This window comes from Psychrobacter sp. CX18 (genome assembly GCF_057396215.1).
In genome coordinates, this window is record NZ_JBXYJH010000006.1 from 116,336 (window position 1) to 134,354 (window position 18,019).

At 41.1% G+C, this 18,019-nt stretch carries 14 protein-coding genes; 4 read left to right on the plus strand and 10 right to left on the minus strand.

The window, feature by feature from the left end; genetic code table 11:
* The first annotated feature begins 199 nt into the window (after positions 1-199).
* Positions 200-1,798: an FAD-dependent oxidoreductase gene (locus AC2SLT_RS06995; RefSeq protein WP_486546926.1), complete on the plus strand. Its 1,599-nt coding sequence runs from the start codon at positions 200-202 to the stop codon at positions 1,796-1,798.
* A gap of 109 nt (positions 1,799-1,907) precedes the next feature.
* Here AC2SLT_RS06995 and AC2SLT_RS07000 read toward each other — a convergent pair whose 3' ends face one another.
* The gene (locus AC2SLT_RS07000) at positions 1,908-2,615 is read right to left on the minus strand and encodes an LOG family protein (RefSeq protein WP_486546928.1); all 708 of its coding nucleotides are present in this window, start codon (positions 2,613-2,615) and stop codon (positions 1,908-1,910) included.
* A gap of 331 nt (positions 2,616-2,946) precedes the next feature.
* Between AC2SLT_RS07000 and AC2SLT_RS07005 the strand changes: the two genes are divergently transcribed.
* A complete protein-coding gene (locus AC2SLT_RS07005; protein ID WP_486546929.1) occupies positions 2,947-3,903 on the plus strand; it encodes an alpha/beta hydrolase family protein in 957 nt (318 codons plus the stop codon).
* 44 nt (positions 3,904-3,947) lie between these two features.
* Here the strand turns inward: AC2SLT_RS07005 and AC2SLT_RS07010 are convergent, their stop codons facing one another.
* Complete coding sequence (locus AC2SLT_RS07010; RefSeq protein WP_486546930.1) at positions 3,948-4,643, minus strand: 3'-5' exonuclease; 696 nt, start codon at positions 4,641-4,643, stop codon at positions 3,948-3,950.
* Between the two features lie 97 nt (positions 4,644-4,740).
* On the opposite strand from AC2SLT_RS07010, the gene AC2SLT_RS07015 reads away from it, so the two are divergent.
* Positions 4,741-5,736 (plus strand): DUF1853 family protein, encoded by a 996-nt coding sequence (locus AC2SLT_RS07015; RefSeq protein ID WP_486546931.1) that lies wholly within the window; start codon positions 4,741-4,743, stop codon positions 5,734-5,736.
* Positions 5,737-5,833: 97 nt separating this feature from the next.
* On the opposite strand, the gene bamB is transcribed toward AC2SLT_RS07015, so the two are convergent.
* The 8 genes from bamB to ndk all read right to left on the minus strand — a co-directional run bounded on the left by bamB (position 5,834) and on the right by ndk (position 15,797).
* Positions 5,834-7,030: an outer membrane protein assembly factor BamB gene (gene bamB / locus AC2SLT_RS07020; protein ID WP_486546932.1), complete on the minus strand. Its 1,197-nt coding sequence runs from the start codon at positions 7,028-7,030 to the stop codon at positions 5,834-5,836.
* A gap of 178 nt (positions 7,031-7,208) precedes the next feature.
* The gene (locus AC2SLT_RS07025; protein WP_486546933.1) at positions 7,209-8,042 is read right to left on the minus strand and encodes a YfgM family protein; all 834 of its coding nucleotides are present in this window, start codon (positions 8,040-8,042) and stop codon (positions 7,209-7,211) included.
* Positions 8,043-8,070: 28 nt separating this feature from the next.
* A complete protein-coding gene (hisS, locus tag AC2SLT_RS07030) occupies positions 8,071-9,375 on the minus strand; it encodes a histidine--tRNA ligase (protein ID WP_486546934.1) in 1,305 nt (434 codons plus the stop codon).
* A gap of 163 nt (positions 9,376-9,538) precedes the next feature.
* Positions 9,539-10,675: a flavodoxin-dependent (E)-4-hydroxy-3-methylbut-2-enyl-diphosphate synthase gene (gene ispG / locus AC2SLT_RS07035; RefSeq protein ID WP_486546935.1), complete on the minus strand. Its 1,137-nt coding sequence runs from the start codon at positions 10,673-10,675 to the stop codon at positions 9,539-9,541.
* Positions 10,676-10,828: 153 nt separating this feature from the next.
* Positions 10,829-11,719 (minus strand): RodZ domain-containing protein, encoded by an 891-nt coding sequence (locus AC2SLT_RS07040; RefSeq protein WP_486546936.1) that lies wholly within the window; start codon positions 11,717-11,719, stop codon positions 10,829-10,831.
* A 684-nt stretch (positions 11,720-12,403) separates the two neighbouring features.
* Positions 12,404-13,279: a tetratricopeptide repeat protein gene (locus AC2SLT_RS07045; RefSeq protein WP_486546937.1), complete on the minus strand. Its 876-nt coding sequence runs from the start codon at positions 13,277-13,279 to the stop codon at positions 12,404-12,406.
* 486 nt (positions 13,280-13,765) lie between these two features.
* Positions 13,766-14,983 (minus strand): dual-specificity RNA methyltransferase RlmN, encoded by a 1,218-nt coding sequence (gene rlmN, locus AC2SLT_RS07050; protein WP_486546938.1) that lies wholly within the window; start codon positions 14,981-14,983, stop codon positions 13,766-13,768.
* Between the two features lie 382 nt (positions 14,984-15,365).
* Positions 15,366-15,797: a nucleoside-diphosphate kinase gene (gene ndk / locus AC2SLT_RS07055; protein WP_486546939.1), complete on the minus strand. Its 432-nt coding sequence runs from the start codon at positions 15,795-15,797 to the stop codon at positions 15,366-15,368.
* Between the two features lie 439 nt (positions 15,798-16,236).
* Here ndk and AC2SLT_RS07060 point away from each other — a divergent pair, with 439 nt between their 5' ends.
* Positions 16,237-17,889 carry an FMN-binding glutamate synthase family protein gene (locus tag AC2SLT_RS07060; RefSeq protein WP_486546960.1) on the plus strand — a complete coding sequence of 551 codons (1,653 nt, stop codon included), beginning with the start codon at positions 16,237-16,239 and terminating at the stop codon, positions 17,887-17,889.
* Positions 17,890-18,019 lie beyond the last annotated feature (130 nt).

Consider the following 18,019-nt stretch of genomic DNA (forward strand, 5'->3'; position numbering starts at 1 on the left):
TCAAGCTTACAGCCCTTAGTTACGCAATACTGTATTTTTTATACAAACAAAGGGTTGCTTAACAACTAGCAAACTACAGTTTTAATATCCTTGATTTGTTATTATCGCCCTAACTTAAATATAGACCTTAATTAAACTCTGTTCATTAATAAAACGATGAATAATCATAGCATCTTACTGAACTCTATGGCTGGACTCTATGGAAAATACAGAACAAAAAGCATTTAAAGTAGGCATTATTGGTGGTGGCGTTGCTGGATCAACGATTGCCATACGCTTAGCAGCCTTAGGGGTACAAACTTACCTGTTCGAAACAAAGTCCAGCTTGATTGACGGTCCTCCGATGTGTCATTTACACGCTGGTGGCAACTTATATCGCGAAATTCCTGATGAGGATTGTGTTGCACTGCTTAAACAATCGATCGATATGCTTAGAATGTATCCCTATAGCATTGATGTGCGTCCCACAGTGATCGCTATTCCTAAGCGTGACGATGGCAATCCAGAAGATTTATTACCTCGCCTTGAGCTTTTGACAGAAGAATATCGTCAATTGATAGCGCTAGATTCAGCCAATAAGGTATTGGGAGATCCAGAAGATTACTTTCATATGTATGACCGTGAAGAGCTTGAAACTTTAATAACCCATCAAAATAACAGTGGGACAAACCAGCCAAAAAGTACAGATGATTGGGTGTTACAGGCGGCGCAGCATTTGGATTTAGACAAACTAAAATTTCCTATATTTGCAGTGAACGAATATGGCTGGAATATTTTTCGTCTGGCAGCATCCGCACAAGCAGCGCTAAAAGGTTATTCAAATGCACATTTGTTGCTGAATACCAAAGTGGTTAATGTCTCTATGAGTAAGGCATCTAAATACAATGGTACGACTTCAAAGCAGGAACTAGATGAATTAGCCGAGGCTAAACAGTGGCAGATCAATTACATCACGTATACAGATACTTTGCCGTCACATGACAGCCAACCCGACGACAGCAACGCGCTTGAACAGTCTATTCAGGTCGATTACTTGATCAACGCATGTGGCTTCAAAACGGGAATTATAGATAATATGGTCGGCGTGCCTGCGCAGCGCATGGTCGAATTTAAGGCCTCATACGTTACTGAATGGCACAATAATGCTAATTTGGATACCGCAACAAACCTACTGCCAGAAATTATCATTCATGGAAAGCGTGGCACCCCCCATGGCATGGTACAACTGACGCCTTATCCAGATGGGTTCTATCAAATTCATAGTATGAATAACGCGGTAACTTTATTCAATGATGGTCTTGTGGCAACCAGTCATGGCGATGCACAGCCGAAGCTTAAGCCGACTTATCTCGATTATATTGAGGAAGGATGGAATCCAACGACGCTACATCAACGCAGTCAAAGAGCCATCGACCAAGTCAGTGAGTTTGTGCCTAAGTTTGCTTCTGCAAAGCCAACCGATAATGCGCTCTATGGCGGTCAACAAATTCCAGGTGAAAATGACACCTTACGTGTCGCTGATGTGCGTCTTTATCCTGAGCTGCATTATGCAAGGGCTGAAAATGTAAAGGCGTCTTCAGCATTAGAAGCCTCTGACGATATTGTCACAGAACTTGAGCAACAAGAGCTTATTACGGTTCAGAAGCAACAAATAGAGGCACGCCAGCATCATAAATGGGCTTATTTGCAACATATTACTAAGCATGATATTGATAGCATTGCTAAAGATTTGGCGCAACAACGTGCCTTTCCCTTGCCCATGTCGGGCGTTGTTACGCCTTTTCAATCTGCCGTATGACTTAATGAGGCATATGGGGTAAAAGTTTAGTTTAGTGCCGTAACGTATATGCTGCGAGCAGAAGGTGTCATCAAACTCTACGAATCGCCTGATTCGTTTTTATACGGTGCTATATTTTATGGGTGGCTACGGAATCTTGAATTTGCACATATTTATTTAACAGCGCAATTGCAGACTCAATATCGTTACAGACCACTAATCTCTCTAAGTCCTCAGGTTTCATAAATCCTTGTTCAGCCGTATGCTTCAAGTGTGCTATTAATGGGTCATAAAACCCATTAATATTTAAGATAATCATCGGCTTTTCATGTTGATACAATTGGCGCCACGTGGCAATCTCCATGATCTCCTCTAAAGTGCCTAGACCACCAGGTAAAGTAATAAAGGCATCGGCATACTCCGCCATAATGGATTTACGCGTGTGCATTGTATCGGTTAAATGTAGACGAAATAAGCCTTCATGGGCAATTTCATGATCTAACATAAAGGTCGGAATCACACCCACCGCGGGTGCTCCTCCTGAGATAACGGAATCCGCTACAGCGCCCATCAGACCAATACTGGCGCCTCCATACACTAAGCCCAGATTATTATTAGCCAGTGCAGTACCCAGTTCTCGAGCAGCCGCTTCATACACAGGGTCTTTGCCTAATCGTGAACCGCAATAAACAGCAACCAGAGGTTGATTAATCGTTGATTTGTCCACTACCTGACTGACATTTTCAACGTCTTTACTAGTGATCGTAGTATAGCTTGATTGAGATTTTTTAGAAGTTGAACGCGTTGTGTTTCCAGAGAACGTTGGGGATTGTGTCATAAATAAAAACCACCTGAATTGTTAAAAAGTAATCGTTTATAAAATATTGACCCTATAATAAGTCATTAATTGTAAATCATTGTGCGCTATCTATAATAGCTTATATTAGCCGCTATAAAGATAAACACTTGTATAGATAATTTTTAATGACGTTTGATTTAGTTTACAGTACTTGTATGATACGCGTATGAAGATATGAATAAAGTGCTAAAAAAACAATGAATGGTGCGGCGTGAGTTCATGCTACTAAACTTTAATTAAATTTCCTATGATAGGATCCTATTAGACTCATTTATCGCTACGCGCAAGCATATTAGACAAGGCCGTCCCCATGACACATGACAATAAGACTTCAAACCAAGCAGATAAATTAGAAAAACCAGACCCTACAGGATATACACCCGCCACACTCACTATTATTACTGAACGCAACCAACCTTTGACGGCGAGTTTGTATCTTCCAAGGGGCGATGAGCAAGACGATGTTGCCAGCATTCAGCATGCCATTATGATCGCTCCTGCCACTGGCATAAAGCGTCAATTCTATAACAGTTTCGCAACTTATTTAGCAGAAGAAGGATTTGCGGTTATTACTTATGACAATGAAGGTATTGGCGATTCCTTAAACTGTCCCCTTCAAAAATGTGATGCATCATTAATCAGCTGGGGGCGTCATGATGCCACCGCCGTTTTAGACGCCCTACAGCAAGAGTTCCCAAATGCAAAATATCACCTTATAGGCCATAGTGCTGGGGGTCAGTTAATCGGCTTAATGCCAAACTTTCAAGCCTTATCATCGGTAGTGAATGTGGCCTGTTCATCAGGACGTATCAAAAATATGGACATGCCATTCAAAGCTAAAGCTATTGTATTTATGGACGGCGCTATTACCTTAGGTAATTTAATATTAGGTTACACGCCCACTGATAAATTTGGTATGGGTGAACCTTTACCACGTGGTGTCGCCAAGCAGTGGAGAGATTGGTGCAATGGTAAAGGCTATGTCAAAACTGCGTTTGGTAAGACCATTTTTACCCATTATTATGATGAGTTTTCAGCGCCTTCGCTTTGGTTAAACTTCACAGATGATGACATTGCGAATGCTAAAAATGTCGATGATATGTTGGCCGTCTTTCCTGCTATGCCCGTTGAAAAACGTATGATAAATCCGATGGATATGGGACTGAGTCATATTGGGCACATGACGTTTTTTAGTCGCCAAACTTATGCTACGGCGCCACAATTATGGCACATGGCAACAGACTGGATTTTAAATCACACCAATTAGAATGTGTTAAAGCTTAAGTCTATAGGGCTACTAATGTAGAACCCTTACTTATTAGTTTCAATCACCTCTGCCATTCTTTTTTGCAATGCTGAATATAATGAGGGCGTCATATTAGGTATGTTTGCTAGCATCCACTTAACATAACTTAAGGGAACATCCTTTATCATACGTCCTTTATATTTCCCGAATGGCATCTTAGCAATAGGTTTGGCCGTATTGGATAGGTTATGCAACGCCTCAAAATCCGTGGGATCAAGCTCTAAACGCTCACAGCACGCCTTGTAAAGTAGATAACACATACGGGCATCGCCTAAGGCATCATGAGCGGCAGCGGTCATTTCAGCAGCGTCATCCTTACCGATTAGCTGCTCTATACACTTAGACTGAGAGTATCCAATCCACTCTGGAAAAGCCACTCTTGCAAGTCTTACGGTACAAATAAGCTTTACATCAGGACGACCAATAACTCCCCAATCAAAGCGAACATTATGACCTATTAAGTAGTCGCTTAAGTCAAATTTATCTAACTCAAATGGGGGCAGTCCCACCACGTCAGCATCGGTAATCCCATGTATTTTAGTCACAAAAGGCGAGATTGGACGCCCACTATTGAAGTAGGACATCCATTCATAGCCTGTCTTAACATCAATAGTCGCGACCTGAATAGGTCTAGGGTCTCGCCCTTGATCGGTTTCTGTATCTATGACTAAAGCGTTAGTCTCTGGTGCTGGTTTCAACATAATAGTTTGTCTTTATCGCTCTTTCATTCATTTTGATGCTTCGTTGAGAAATCTTGTTATACTCTTACTCACTCAATTAAAGCATAAACACCCTAATATGACTATAGAGAAACTGCACCCTTGGGAAGATTATAAACGTCCTTTTGTCAGAGACTTAGCGTTTGCGCTCGCCTGTCCAAATATTCTAAATGAATGGGTTGCTCCCGACAAAAACGTGGTGGCGCCGAAAATATTCGTTCATTCTTCTAAATTTTGGCATCTACACTATCAAAACTATGCAGCACGTCTTCATGAATTAGATACGACCACCGCCTATCAAGACTTAACCCGCTATTTAATGTCGCGACCTAGTCCCTATCGACTGGGCTTTCACTTTGAGGGGCTGGTGCATTATTGGTTGGAAGATGGGCATCGATTGGGTCTTCATCCCTATCAGGTCTTAGCGCATAATATTCAACTATACAATGGCGCACAGACTACAGGTGAGCTTGATTTTATATTACGTAATCAAGAAACCGATGAGGTGGAGCACTGGGAGCTTGCTATAAAGTTCTATTTGGGTGCTCCACCCTATCACTTCGCAAACTGGGTGGGTATCAATTCACGCGATAATCTTGAACGCAAACTCATCCATATGCAGACCAAACCTTTTCGCAGTGTCTGGATTGATTTGGATTTTTATGACAAAGTTAAGATCGACAAACGCTACGTGGTTATGAAGGGACGGTTTTTTAGACCCAGTAATCAAACCTTTTCACGCCCGCAGTGGCTTGAAAACAACTTTCCAACTCATGTTTGGCATTCGATCAATAGTCGTCAAGATTTCGAAGCATTACAGATGCCAAACCTGCGTCCCGCTCACTATATAGAATGGTTTACCCATCGTCCTTTTTACGACGCTAACTTTATCAAAAAATCATCACCGATCACTCTTAATCCTCAGCTTGATCCAAAACTTAAAAGAGAAGAGCTGCGCCGCCGTCGTAACCGCTTAGCACATTGGCCTTATACGCCGTTAACCTATGAGGATATTGATACCAATTTATATATGAATAACGGAGAGCCTGTTGTTTTGGTTAGCAATGGTCAGTAAGCTGATATGATAAACATTAAAAAATTAAAAAGGCTTTAATACATCTATTAAAGCCTTTTTAGAGATTTCAAACAAGATGGGTGCCACTACGTTAGACTTAACGTACGACGCGCCAGACACTGACCTGACCAGATTTGGTTTGTGTTAATAAGTAATTAGATTGCGAGGTTAGCTTATTAATCGGACCTTTGGTCTGAGCACGACTGACAATACGGCCATCTTGAGGGGATAAGAAATGTACTACCCCCTCTAAATCACCGATAGCAATATAGTCTCCAACACGTTCAGGATTACTGAGTTTACGATACGCTAACGCCTCATTTTCCCATAATAACTCACCGGTATCACGACTATAAGCTTTAACTGAGCCATCTAGCGTCGTTGATATTACCGCATTGTCAGTAACTGCCAAACTGTTTTTACTGGCCGCTTCTGACAAAAAGCGTATTTGACCACTTGCTAGATCCACCCCCAGCAGCTGTCCACTATAGCTTACTGCAAACAATTTACCTCGATCTATGGTTGGCGTACCGTCAATATCAGTCATACGTTGGATTTCACTAGCACCAGAGGGGATACCCACACGGCGGTTCCACTTAGGAATACCGGACTCAATTTCTACCGCATGAAGACGACCGTCAGCACTCGCAATAATAGCTGTCTGATTGTCCAATAGTGTTGGGCGAGCACTACCCCGCACACTTATACTTGGTGTCTGAGTAGCAAACTGCCAAATAATACCCCCTGTTTGTAACGACAAGCCATGCATAATGCCATCGTTGCCAGACAACACGACACGATTGTTATGAATTAACGCGGGAGACAAAACAGTACCGTTAATAGGAGTCTGCCATTTGATACTGCCATTACTGGTATTAATGGCAATGACCCGCGCTGATTTAGTGGTGACTATTGCAGTTTGACTCGCACTATCAAAGGCGACGCCGCCAAGGATATCTTCATCAAGATTAACGCTCCATAATGCCTTTCCATCAAGGCTATAGCTTTCAACTTGACCTGAGCTTGAAGCGGCAACAATCTGATTGCCATCAAACCCGACTTCAAATCGATTGACATCTGACAGTTTAGAGCGATTATTTAAAGAGGTTTGAAAGACAGGTTGAACCACATTAACGGACTGTTCTAGCTTCACAAGCTTTGTAGGTTCATGAACCTCAGGTTTAATCGACTTTCCACAAGCCGATACTAAAGCGATAGAAGCACATAGAAGTCCTATTTTAGACACCTTTACCATCGCTTTCAATTGGGGGTGATTTGTTGTGTTGTTATACATAGTTGAATAGCTCAATCAGGTTAAAAGTCATAGCACACTTAACAGTTTATTTAGCAAGCACTAATCTTAAACAGTGTGTATGTGGTTATAAATACGTTCTTTTGGAAATTTTCTAATCAACTCATGCTAATCATCTACAGACTGTTAATCACGATTAAGAAAATTCCTATTTAGAGAGTTATTCTGCTGTGCTTTGTGTAACAGCTTCCTCAGAATTACCTTGAGCCAAGTCTGTACCATTGCTATCTTCTACTGCCGATTGTTGTTCAGGTGCTGTCGATTGTTCTTCAGGCATATTAACAATTTGCGGAGGTAGCTCAATCGGCTCAGGGTTAATTCCTAAACTTTCCAATTTTAGACGAAGCAAAGGACGCTCCTCTACACGCTTCGACAATAAACTCCAAGCATTTTTATAAGAGCGAATGGCTTTTTCTTTATCTTTTTGAGCCATATAAATGTCACCTAACAGCTCTTGTTGGCTAGCCTCAAAAGCGACAGGAACATCTTTTGACGCTTGCGTCATCGCCTCATCCACGTTACCACTATCTAGCAATACTGTTGCATAACGTAGTTGGGTAATAGAGTGCAGTCCAGAATCATGAAGCTCAATCTCCATCGCTTTCTTTAAAGACTCTAGTGCGACGTCATTATCATTCGCATCTACCGCATTGCGCGCTTTAATCATGAGCGCCTGCCACGCATAAACAGTAGATCCATGCTCTGCTACTAGTGCATCAATATCTGCATTAAGTTTGTTTAGGGCTTCAGCATCAGGTTCTGGCTGATTTAGTAGGGTGTCATTCGCGGTTTCAATAGCGGTAAACTTATCTGCAGCGACTTCATCAGCTTTGATCCCTGAACCTTGAAAATAGGTCCATCCAAAATATCCTACTAATGCGAGAAGTATAGCACCGATGATATAGACAGCAGACTGTTTAAGCTTCTCCATCGACTGTGAGTCATCATTGGGGATATTTTGCTGTGGTGACGTGGGACTAGGACGTTTTGCCATAAATCTACCTAAAAGTTATTCGCAAATATTATAAAATAAAATTATCTACCTGATGTAGCCACTGCTTGTCTTGATTAGACTGCTCACCGGTTTCCATTGTTTTAACACTAATGGTATCGTTTTCTACTTCATCTTGAGCCAAGATGACAGTCAGTTTAGCACCTGATTTATCTGCTTTTTTCATTTGTGACTTTAAGCTTGACGCACTGGACATCTTAACACGTAAATCTAAGCGTGCCTCTCTTAATGACTGAGCATATAACAGTCCATGCTCATAGACATCGGGATGCGCAACCACAAAGACATCACAAGCTTGAGTTTCTTGCATAGGATTGACTGCCTGTACCAACAGTAGTAGACGCTCAAGCCCCATCGCAAAACCAGCAGCAGGGTCTGACTTGACAGGTTTATTGCCCGTCTTACCTATTGATTTTAGTTGACCAATCAGTCCATCATAGCGTCCGCCCGCACATACGGTCGCTTGAGATCCTAACTTGTCTGTTACCCATTCAAATACTGTTTTGTTATAGTAATCCAGACCACGTACCAACTTTGGATTAATCACATAATCGATATTTAACGCTTTAAGATAAGCTTGCAATTGGTCAAAGTGGGCTGTCGTCTCCTCCCCTAAGAAATCTGCCAAACGAGGGGCATCTTCCAATATGGCCTGTGTATTCACATCTTTACTGTCTAAAATACGCAGTGGGTTGGTGGTTAATCGGCGCTGACTATCACTATCGAGCTGATCTTTTTTATCGTTTAAATAGTTAACCAGTGCTGCACGATAGGCTTGTCGCTCTTCAATCTCACCTAAACTATTAATCTGTAATGTCAATTCGTGGTCAATACCCAAGCGCTTCCACATCATATGAGTCATAGCGATTAGCTCTGCCTCTACATCGACATGCTCACTCCCAAAGGCTTCCACCCCTAACTGATGGAATTGGCGATAACGTCCTTTTTGCGGTTGTTCATAGCGGAACATAGGACCGATATACCAAAGCTTAGGACTATCGCCACGCAGTAGATTATGTTCGATAACAGCACGAACTGCTCCAGCCGTCCCCTCTGGACGAAGGGTGATAGGCGTCGGTGGATCAGACTTATCCGTAAAGCTGAACATCTCTTTTTCCACGATATCAGTCGCATCACCAATGGCTCGGGCAAATAACTGAGTTTCTTCAACAATAGGTAATCGAATCTCTTCATAACCAAATTGATCGAGTACCTCACTAAGTGTGCTTTCTAAACGGCGCCAATAACTGCTTGGCTGACTGCTTGAGGTCGGTACATGTAAAATGTCATTAAACCCTTTGATTGATTTGATCATACTTTTTGCCCAAATATTTTTAAGTAAAGCAGTTTATCATAGTAATGAATTACTGGTCGTAAGCCACAGGACTATAAATGACGTATAGGACAGTTGTTTGTAATCTGTTTTATAGTGACGTATTATCAGTTACGTCATATCAGTCCATTGGATAATCAACGACTCAGATACTTGTCCCTTTACTACCATCCACACGTAATATCTCATTGGCTGCTTGCTTTTCAGCCTGTGCCACGCGTTCACGTACCATTTTTTCGATACTTTCAACCAGTGTCGACGTCTCGATTAAATGGCTTTTTTGCCCTTCTTTATAGACCAATGAATTTGGCGACGCCCCTACCACCCCAATATCTGCTTCTTTAGCTTCACCAGGTCCATTTACCTTACAGCCAATGACTGATACATCCATAGGAATCCGCACATCTTCTAATCGCGCTTCCAATTCATTCATTACTCGAATAACATCAAACTCTTGACGGGAGCAGCTTGGACAAGCGATAAAGTTAATGCCATTAGCACGAATATTAAGCGACTTAAGAATATCAAAGCCTACCTTAATTTCATCTTCAGGCTCAGCGGCTAATGAGATACGAATAGTATCGCCAATACCCTCTAATAATAAGCCACCTAATGCAATAGCAGACTTCACTGTCCCTGTTCGAAAGATACCTGCCTCTGTTACCCCTAAATGCAGAGGGTTATCAATTTGCGCAGACAGTAAACGATACGCGTCTAAGGTCAAAAAGACATTACTGGCTTTCACTGATACTTTATATTGATCAAAATTTAAACGGTCTAAAATATCGATGTGGCGCATGGCAGATTCAACCATCGCCTCGCCTGTCGGCTCCTTATATTTACGTTGTATCTCTTTTTCCAAAGAGCCGGCATTCACCCCGATACGGATAGGAATATTATAATCGCGGGCACAGGCAACCACTTCTTGTACCTTGGCATCATTACCGATATTACCAGGATTAATACGTAGACAGTCGGCACCTGCGGCAGCGACGGCAAGAGCAATTTTATAATCAAAATGCACGTCAGCTATCAGCGGAATATCTACTTTTTTTCTAATTTCAGCGAATGCTGCGACCGTATCCATTGTGGGTGTTGATACACGCATCATATCAGCGCCTGCATCAACGCAGCGTTTAATTTGTGCAACGGTTGCATCGACATCACAGGTATCAGTATTGGTCATACTTTGAACACTGATTGGTGCATCACCACCGACTGCCACATCACCGACAAATATTTTTTTTGTTTTACGACGTTTTATTGGAGAGGGAGTTGACATAAGGATTCTCAGTTGACTGCAAGAGTATTGAAGACATGAAGACTTGCTTGCTTATACTTTTTTTAATGACTTGCTTGCATGGTAATCTAAAAACATGATAATCGAATGAATAGTTAAACTAATAACGGACAAACTTCAAAAGATACGTTTAGATTATGGGGCTAAACTAAAATCCGCTCTATTATTCTGAGCAAATTGAGTTAATTCAACAGCTTCATTATTCAGATCTAGATCAACATTTGAGACCTTTTCAATTTGAATTTGAAAAGGTGGTTGTCCCGTAAGTTTATAACCACCGCGCGGCTGCTCACCGGATAATAAGGTTTTACCTGTCGCATCTACCACTTTCAGGTCTGTATTGTTGCGCACCCAAAATTCCAAGTTCGAAGGCTCTGCATTCGCGGTTACCGTGTCAATAGTGCCCAAATCTAATGCTGAACCACTATTCGTCAAACTACTACCTGAGTTATTGATAGCACTACCGGTGCTCGTCGTTGTGGTATTCACAGCCGCGCCGGCAGACTGTTCACTATCTGACAAATCATCGACCAAGTCAGTATTGTTTGGATCATCTACCGTTGCGTCTTGAGCATTGGATACGGTGCGAATTAAAAATACTGCCAGTATGATTAAACCGATTAAACCCAGTACTAATAAGGGGTTGATACGGATTGAACGCTTACCTTCACGTTGCAGTGTACCCATAGGTTTGAGCGGTGACTCAATATCATCAACGCTTTTTCTTTTGAGTTCATCAGGATAATTGCGATTAAAGCTCTCAACAATTTGATCCGGATCTAACCCTAAAAACTTGGCATAATTAATGACAAAGCCACGCGAAAATGCCACTTGGGGTAAGGCTTTAAAATCTTCAGCTTCAATGGCTTCAAGATGACGTCGCAATATGAACAACTCACCAGCCACATCATCTAAGGATAGATTTTTATGAATACGAGCCTGTTTAAGCCGATTACCAAATGAGCCTACATTTTGATTGGATGTATCAGGTCTAAGCGTTGACGAGTCTTTATTATCTATGTCCATGATGCCTCTGGGTTAGGAATCCAAACTTTTAGCTGTTTATCTATTGATTACAATTTTACGCCATAAAGTATTATAAATTCTAGCATTTGTAAAATGTGCAAAATAGAAAAAACGTCCTAAAAGCGGTCAATAAGGTGGTATGTTACGTTATAAATTCTAATGAAACCGTTTAATACAAACTATTAAAATGGTGTCAACTAAAAGGGCTATAATTTAAATAGTTACAATCTATATGCATACCGTTTAAATGTCCATTATTAAAAGTAGAAAATAACAGTATAATTTCTTTTATTCATTTTTTATTCATTATGAGCTTAGCAGCATGAAAAAGCCTTAGGTCGTGTGGAACATTCGCAAATTAGCACTGCTGATAGCTAAAATCGTTCCAGACTAGGCGCAAACTGACGCTAATGTCTAGACCTTGGCTAGGTTTGTAACAACGTCTGGGGCGATTTTAGTATCAGCCCTGAGAACGGATTAAGCGAAGCACTGCTTTGCCCGTTCGCAAGGCGAGAGCTATGGTCGAGTGAGGGCGGGACTCTTTTTTGCCAATATATGGCGAAATTTTCTAACTTAGAATGACTAAGCTTCAAAAATTTCACTGCATATTGACTAAAAAATAGTCTCCGCCAGTGCCATGGTCGAATGTTCCACACGCCCTAGTTAAAATACCACTAAAACTTATCATAAACTATCTAATCTAGTGCCTTGAGCGACAATACGTGGATAGTTGTTCACATTATCGCCAACAATCAGCATCAATTCATGATATAAATTTCGCGCTTGAGCAACTTTGTCACTATTAATCAGTAAATCAACCAACTCAATATGCGCCAATAAATTATGACGGTCACTTTCAAGCACTCTTACAAAAGCTTGGCTTGCAAGCTGTTGATCATTATTCTTTAATGCTGTGACACCTAAATTTTCTAACGCTTTAATCCGTCCTGAATATCCAAGTGTAGACCCAGCGATTTGAAAATGGTCGATAGCCGATTCATAGCGACCTAAATTTGATAAATAAACGCCATAATTATTATGCGCTTGCATAAACGCAGGTTCAATCTGAATCGCTTTTAGAAAATAAGCTTCAGCCTTCTCTATATTAAGCTCACTGCCTTCTCTCTGCAACAGTAGGCCCATCATATCATAGGCTGGCGCATAGCTTTTATGCGCCAAAAAGGCTTTTTCTAATTGCTGTTTGGCCTCATCTAGCTGATTATTAAGCAGGTACTGAGCTGCCATTTGAGTCCTAATCCTAGCAGCTTCTATAGCGCGCGGGTTAGCTGATAGCTGCTGATAGCTTAGGCTATCCATATTACGGTAAGAATATCCCGTCTCATGACTAGATTGACAGCCCATCATCAAAATGCAGATTAATAATGAACCCGTTATCAAAAAACCAGCAGTGACAGACAAGTGAGTAGTCAGACTCACTGTCAGATCATGGCTCTCATGGCTCACCCCTACAAATGATGGCGAATTTACACCATTCGCTTTATGAATCAGCTGACTATTTAAAGCTTTTTGATTTAAAAGCTTATGAGGGGTCACTGCCATCCTTACCCTTAATTTTGATTAACGAATCTTAAATACGAATCTTTATTTTCACAGTCAGATAAAATTAACGTTATTAGCCTGTATTTAGCATTTAACTTTATTCATAGCTATCGTAGTTTATAACGCGACTTTTTATTTAAATGTTCAGTTATTCTATTATATTTACTTAAGTTCTTCTAATTTAATATGACTTATAAAGGTAATATAGCACCACTCTGCCTTTTTTGTAATGGTCTACATTAATTTCTGCACTATAATCTGCACTATAAATAGGTAAGCCCTCTATCTTAAACCATATTGCAGGACTCTGGCAAATAGTGCCGTCATTCAATCTATGCCATGCGCTAGATTGAAATTAGCTGACATAAAACGTGGTACTTTTAATTTAAACTAATAAATATTTTTTCGATGAAAGCTGATTACTTTATGCGTCAATACTTAAAGTAAACATCAATACTTAATAATAGCTGCTAGTAAACTGACTATTTAAAGTGAGCCTTCTGTGGGCTGTATTTCACGATCTTTAATGCTTTGTTGCCACTTAGCAGAGCGCCGTGTTCTATCCGCTACTTGACCGACTAACTGACCACAAGCAGCATCTATATCATCTCCACGCGTTTGGCGAATGGTACAGACAAATCCAGCATTATTTAGAATATTGCTAAAAGCATGGATACGATTATTACTCGAACGCTGGTATGGCGCATGGGGGAAGGGATTGAAAGGGATTAAGTTTATTTTACTGGGTAACCCTTCTAATAAATCGACCAACTGATACGCATGCTCATCACTATCATTAACCCCAGCGAGCATCACATATTCAATAGTAACGTGCTTCTTATGTCGCGGATTACTATCATGAACATACGCTTTTGCAGCTGCTATCAACTCGCTTAACGGGTATTTTTTATTAATGGGCACCAGCTCATTGCGTAGCTCATCATTGGGCGCATGTAACGATATGGCTAATGCCACATCAATATCATTATATAAGTCATACATCTTTGGTACGACGCCTGAGGTGGACAAAGTAACACGTCGCTTAGACAACCCATAAGCATGGTCGGATAACATAAGACTCATTGAGGACACCACGGGTTTGTAATTTAGCAGTGGCTCACCCATCCCCATCATTACCACATTCGTCACATTATTTTGCCACTCTTGACTATCCACATCTTCCATATAAGAGGCATTTGCCACCCAAAGTTGACCAATAATTTCAGCAGCTGTTAAATCACGCTCAAACCCCTGCTTTCCGGTACTACAAAAGCTACAATCCAGCGCACAGCCCACTTGAGAAGAAATACACAACGTCTTACGACCGTTGACCTTACTATCATCGGCAGGAATCAATACGGTCTCGACAAGCGACCCTCCAGCCACTTTAAACACCCATTTACGTGTACCATCATCACTATATTCTTTATGCACGACTTCAGGCGGCACAACGCAGGCTTGCTCGCTAAGCTTTTCGCGGAGACCTTTGGATAAGTTGGTCATTTTTTCAAAGTCGGTCACACCATGCTGATAGATCCACTTCATCACTTGCGTGGCTCGAAAAGGCTTTTCACCAATTTGTTTGAAATAATCCCCTAATTGATCTTGGCTCATACCGAGAATATTAGTTTTGGCAGGAGCTGAGAGCTTCGGATCAAAGGAAGTGAGCGGGCCATCAGCGGATTGCATAGGGATTTTGGTCATGATTTATTAACTAACCTAATAGGGTTTGTGAATTTAGTATGAGTTATAGGGTTTGAAAGTTTTGTATGTATTTTACGGATGTCAATGGATAATGACCCATACGCCTCAATCATCATAGTACTGAGAAAGTACTGAGCGTGAAGTCTCTTATACCATTAAACATCATATTATAACTTAAATTTCTTAAGCCTATGTTGTCATATATTACCAAGTGTAGAAATATCAAGCTTGTGAATTTACAATGAAAAACGGCTAAGCATCTGCCTAGCCGCTTTAAAGAATGAGCGCATGTATAAATAAGAACGTAAATTTATATCTAAAATATACACTTCATGTAAAATGCACTTAATAATTGCACTTAATAATAAGGCAAATGTTTAGATTAACGCGTACGGTTTAAAACTTCATCGTCATTGAAGAAATAAGCAATTTCACGCTTAGCCGACTCAGCAGAATCAGAGCCATGTACCGCATTTTCATCGATGCTAGACGCGAAGTCTTTACGGATAGTACCTTCAGCGGCATCGGCTGGGTTGGTAGCGCCCATGATTTCACGGTGCTTAGCAATCGCATTGTCACCCTCTAATACGGATACCACAACTGGCCCAGAGGTCATAAAAGAGACGAGATCATTATAAAAAGGACGCTCTTTGTGCTCAGCATAGAAGCCACCTGCCTTTTCATTATCAAGGTGAAGCATTTTAGCGCCAACGATTTTTAGGCCTGCGTCTTCAAAACGGCTGTAGATAGCGCCAATATGATTGCCACCAACTGCGTCAGGTTTGATAATAGATAATGTACGTTCGATAGCCATGTTAAGCTCCTTAAGTAAAAAAAGTAATAAATAAAAGAATTTATAAAGTAATAAACAATTATTATAAGTTATAAAGGGTTCGGGTTATATCCTAAGACGTCAATCATTAGAATAGAGCTCGCCTTCAAACTGCACTTATTATAGCGATTCAGCGCCTAAATGATAGTCAAAATAAAGCTCAATAGTATTATATTAACATTATGATACTTTTTTAATGGTTTATAGCCTGATTTTAAACATAGTATATCAAGATATTTTAGCACGATAGATCATAGATAAAGGAAATAGCATGCCACATTCTCAAAAGCCAAGCACACCGCCTCATCCACAACAGTCTAATACAAAAAATAAAGCGGATGCCCTTAAAGCTAATAGAAACAAAGCCAATACTCTAATAGCAAATAGCATGGAGGCCAATGAGCGCCAATACCAAGTGGGTATGGTTAAAAGATATGGTCTACTGATTGTGGTCGCTATTGTGACTATAGTAGCGATAGTGCTATCGGTCTGGTGGCTGGCGATAGTGGCGGCGTTGTTGGTGTTAGTGGGTATTTATGATTTACTACAATCTAAGCATGCGGTACTCTACAATTATCCTATTACCGGTCATATTCGTTATTTTTTAGAGAGCTATCGACCTGAAATTCGTCAATATTTTCTTGAAGATGATAAAGAAGAAGTTCCTTTTTCACGTCAGCAGCGCGCTTTGGTATATCAACGTGCTAAAAACGTTAGTGATACCAACGCCTTTGGCACACTGGATGATCTATATTCAAAAGACAAAGAGTGGTTTTTACAATCTCAAAATAGTCATCCGCTGAATGTTGAAGACTTTCGAATCGTCGTAGGTAATGACCACTGCAAACACCCTTACTCGATGTCAGTGTTCAATATATCTGCCATGAGCTTTGGTAGCTTGTCAGGTAATGCCATTATGGCACTAAATCACGGGGCGAAACTAGGCGGATTTGCACACGATACTGGGGAGGGTTCAATTAGTCCCTATCATCGTAAATATGGTGGCGACTTAATTTGGGAGATCGGTACGGGCTATTTTGGCTGCCGAGATGCACAAGGCAATTTCAACGCTGAGTTGTTTGAGACACACGCCAAAGAAGACCAAGTCAAAATGATCGAGATTAAAATATCTCAAGGTGCAAAGCCTGGTAAAGGTGGCGTCTTGCCTGCAGAAAAAATCACTGAAGAAATTGCCGAAACTCGACGCATACCAATGGGAGAAGACTGTGTTTCTCCCGCTACCCATTCGGCCTTTTCAACCCCAAGGGAGTTGGTTCACTTTTGGCAGGAGCTGCGCGACCTATCTGGTGGTAAGCCCGTCGGTTTTAAGCTGTGTATCGGTCAGCCCTGGCAGTTTATGGCCATCGTTAAAGCCATGATTGAGGAGGATAACTATCCAGACTTTATTGTAGTGGATGGTGCTGAAGGCGGAACAGGCGCTGCGCCTGTAGAGTTTATGGATAGTGTGGGTATGCCACTCATTGATGGCTTTTTATTGGTTCACAATACGTTAGTCGGTGCGGGTATCCGCGACAAGATAAAAATTGGCGTCAGTGGTAAAATAGTCTCTGCCTTTGATATTGCCAAAATGCTCGCGCTAGGCGCTGATTGGTGTAACTCAGCTCGTGGGTTTATGTTTGCAGTAGGCTGTATTCAATCTCGCTCTTGTCACACCAATACGTGTCCTACTGGAGTCGCGACTCAAGATCCGTTTCGCGAAAAGGCGTTGGACGTGCCCAGTAAATCTCATCGCGTCGCAAGTTTCCATAAAAATACCCTTAAGTCCTTGGCCAACTTTGTGGGTGCAGTGGGTCTGTCACATCCTTACGACTTGCATCCCTATCATATTGCACGACGTATGAATGATGGCTCTATCAAATTATTATCACGCTGTTTTTACTTTATTGATGAAGGCGCGCTACTCGACATGAGTGCTCGTTCAGATATTTATAATCAGATGTGGGTAATGGCTGATCCGGATAGCTTCAAAGCGGATAATGAGGCTTTTGTGGCTTATAACTCTGATTCACGAGATTTGCACAGACTGGCTCAGAACAATGAAGTAGTGTCTTAGGGTCTGATTTATGACAAATTATAAAAGTGACATGACGCGCTAGAATTAGACTGCTTCTAAAGTAAGCTATTTTTAGAGAAGCCGGTTTTTTGCAAAAGCTATCAGCACTCGTATTCATAAAATAATGCTA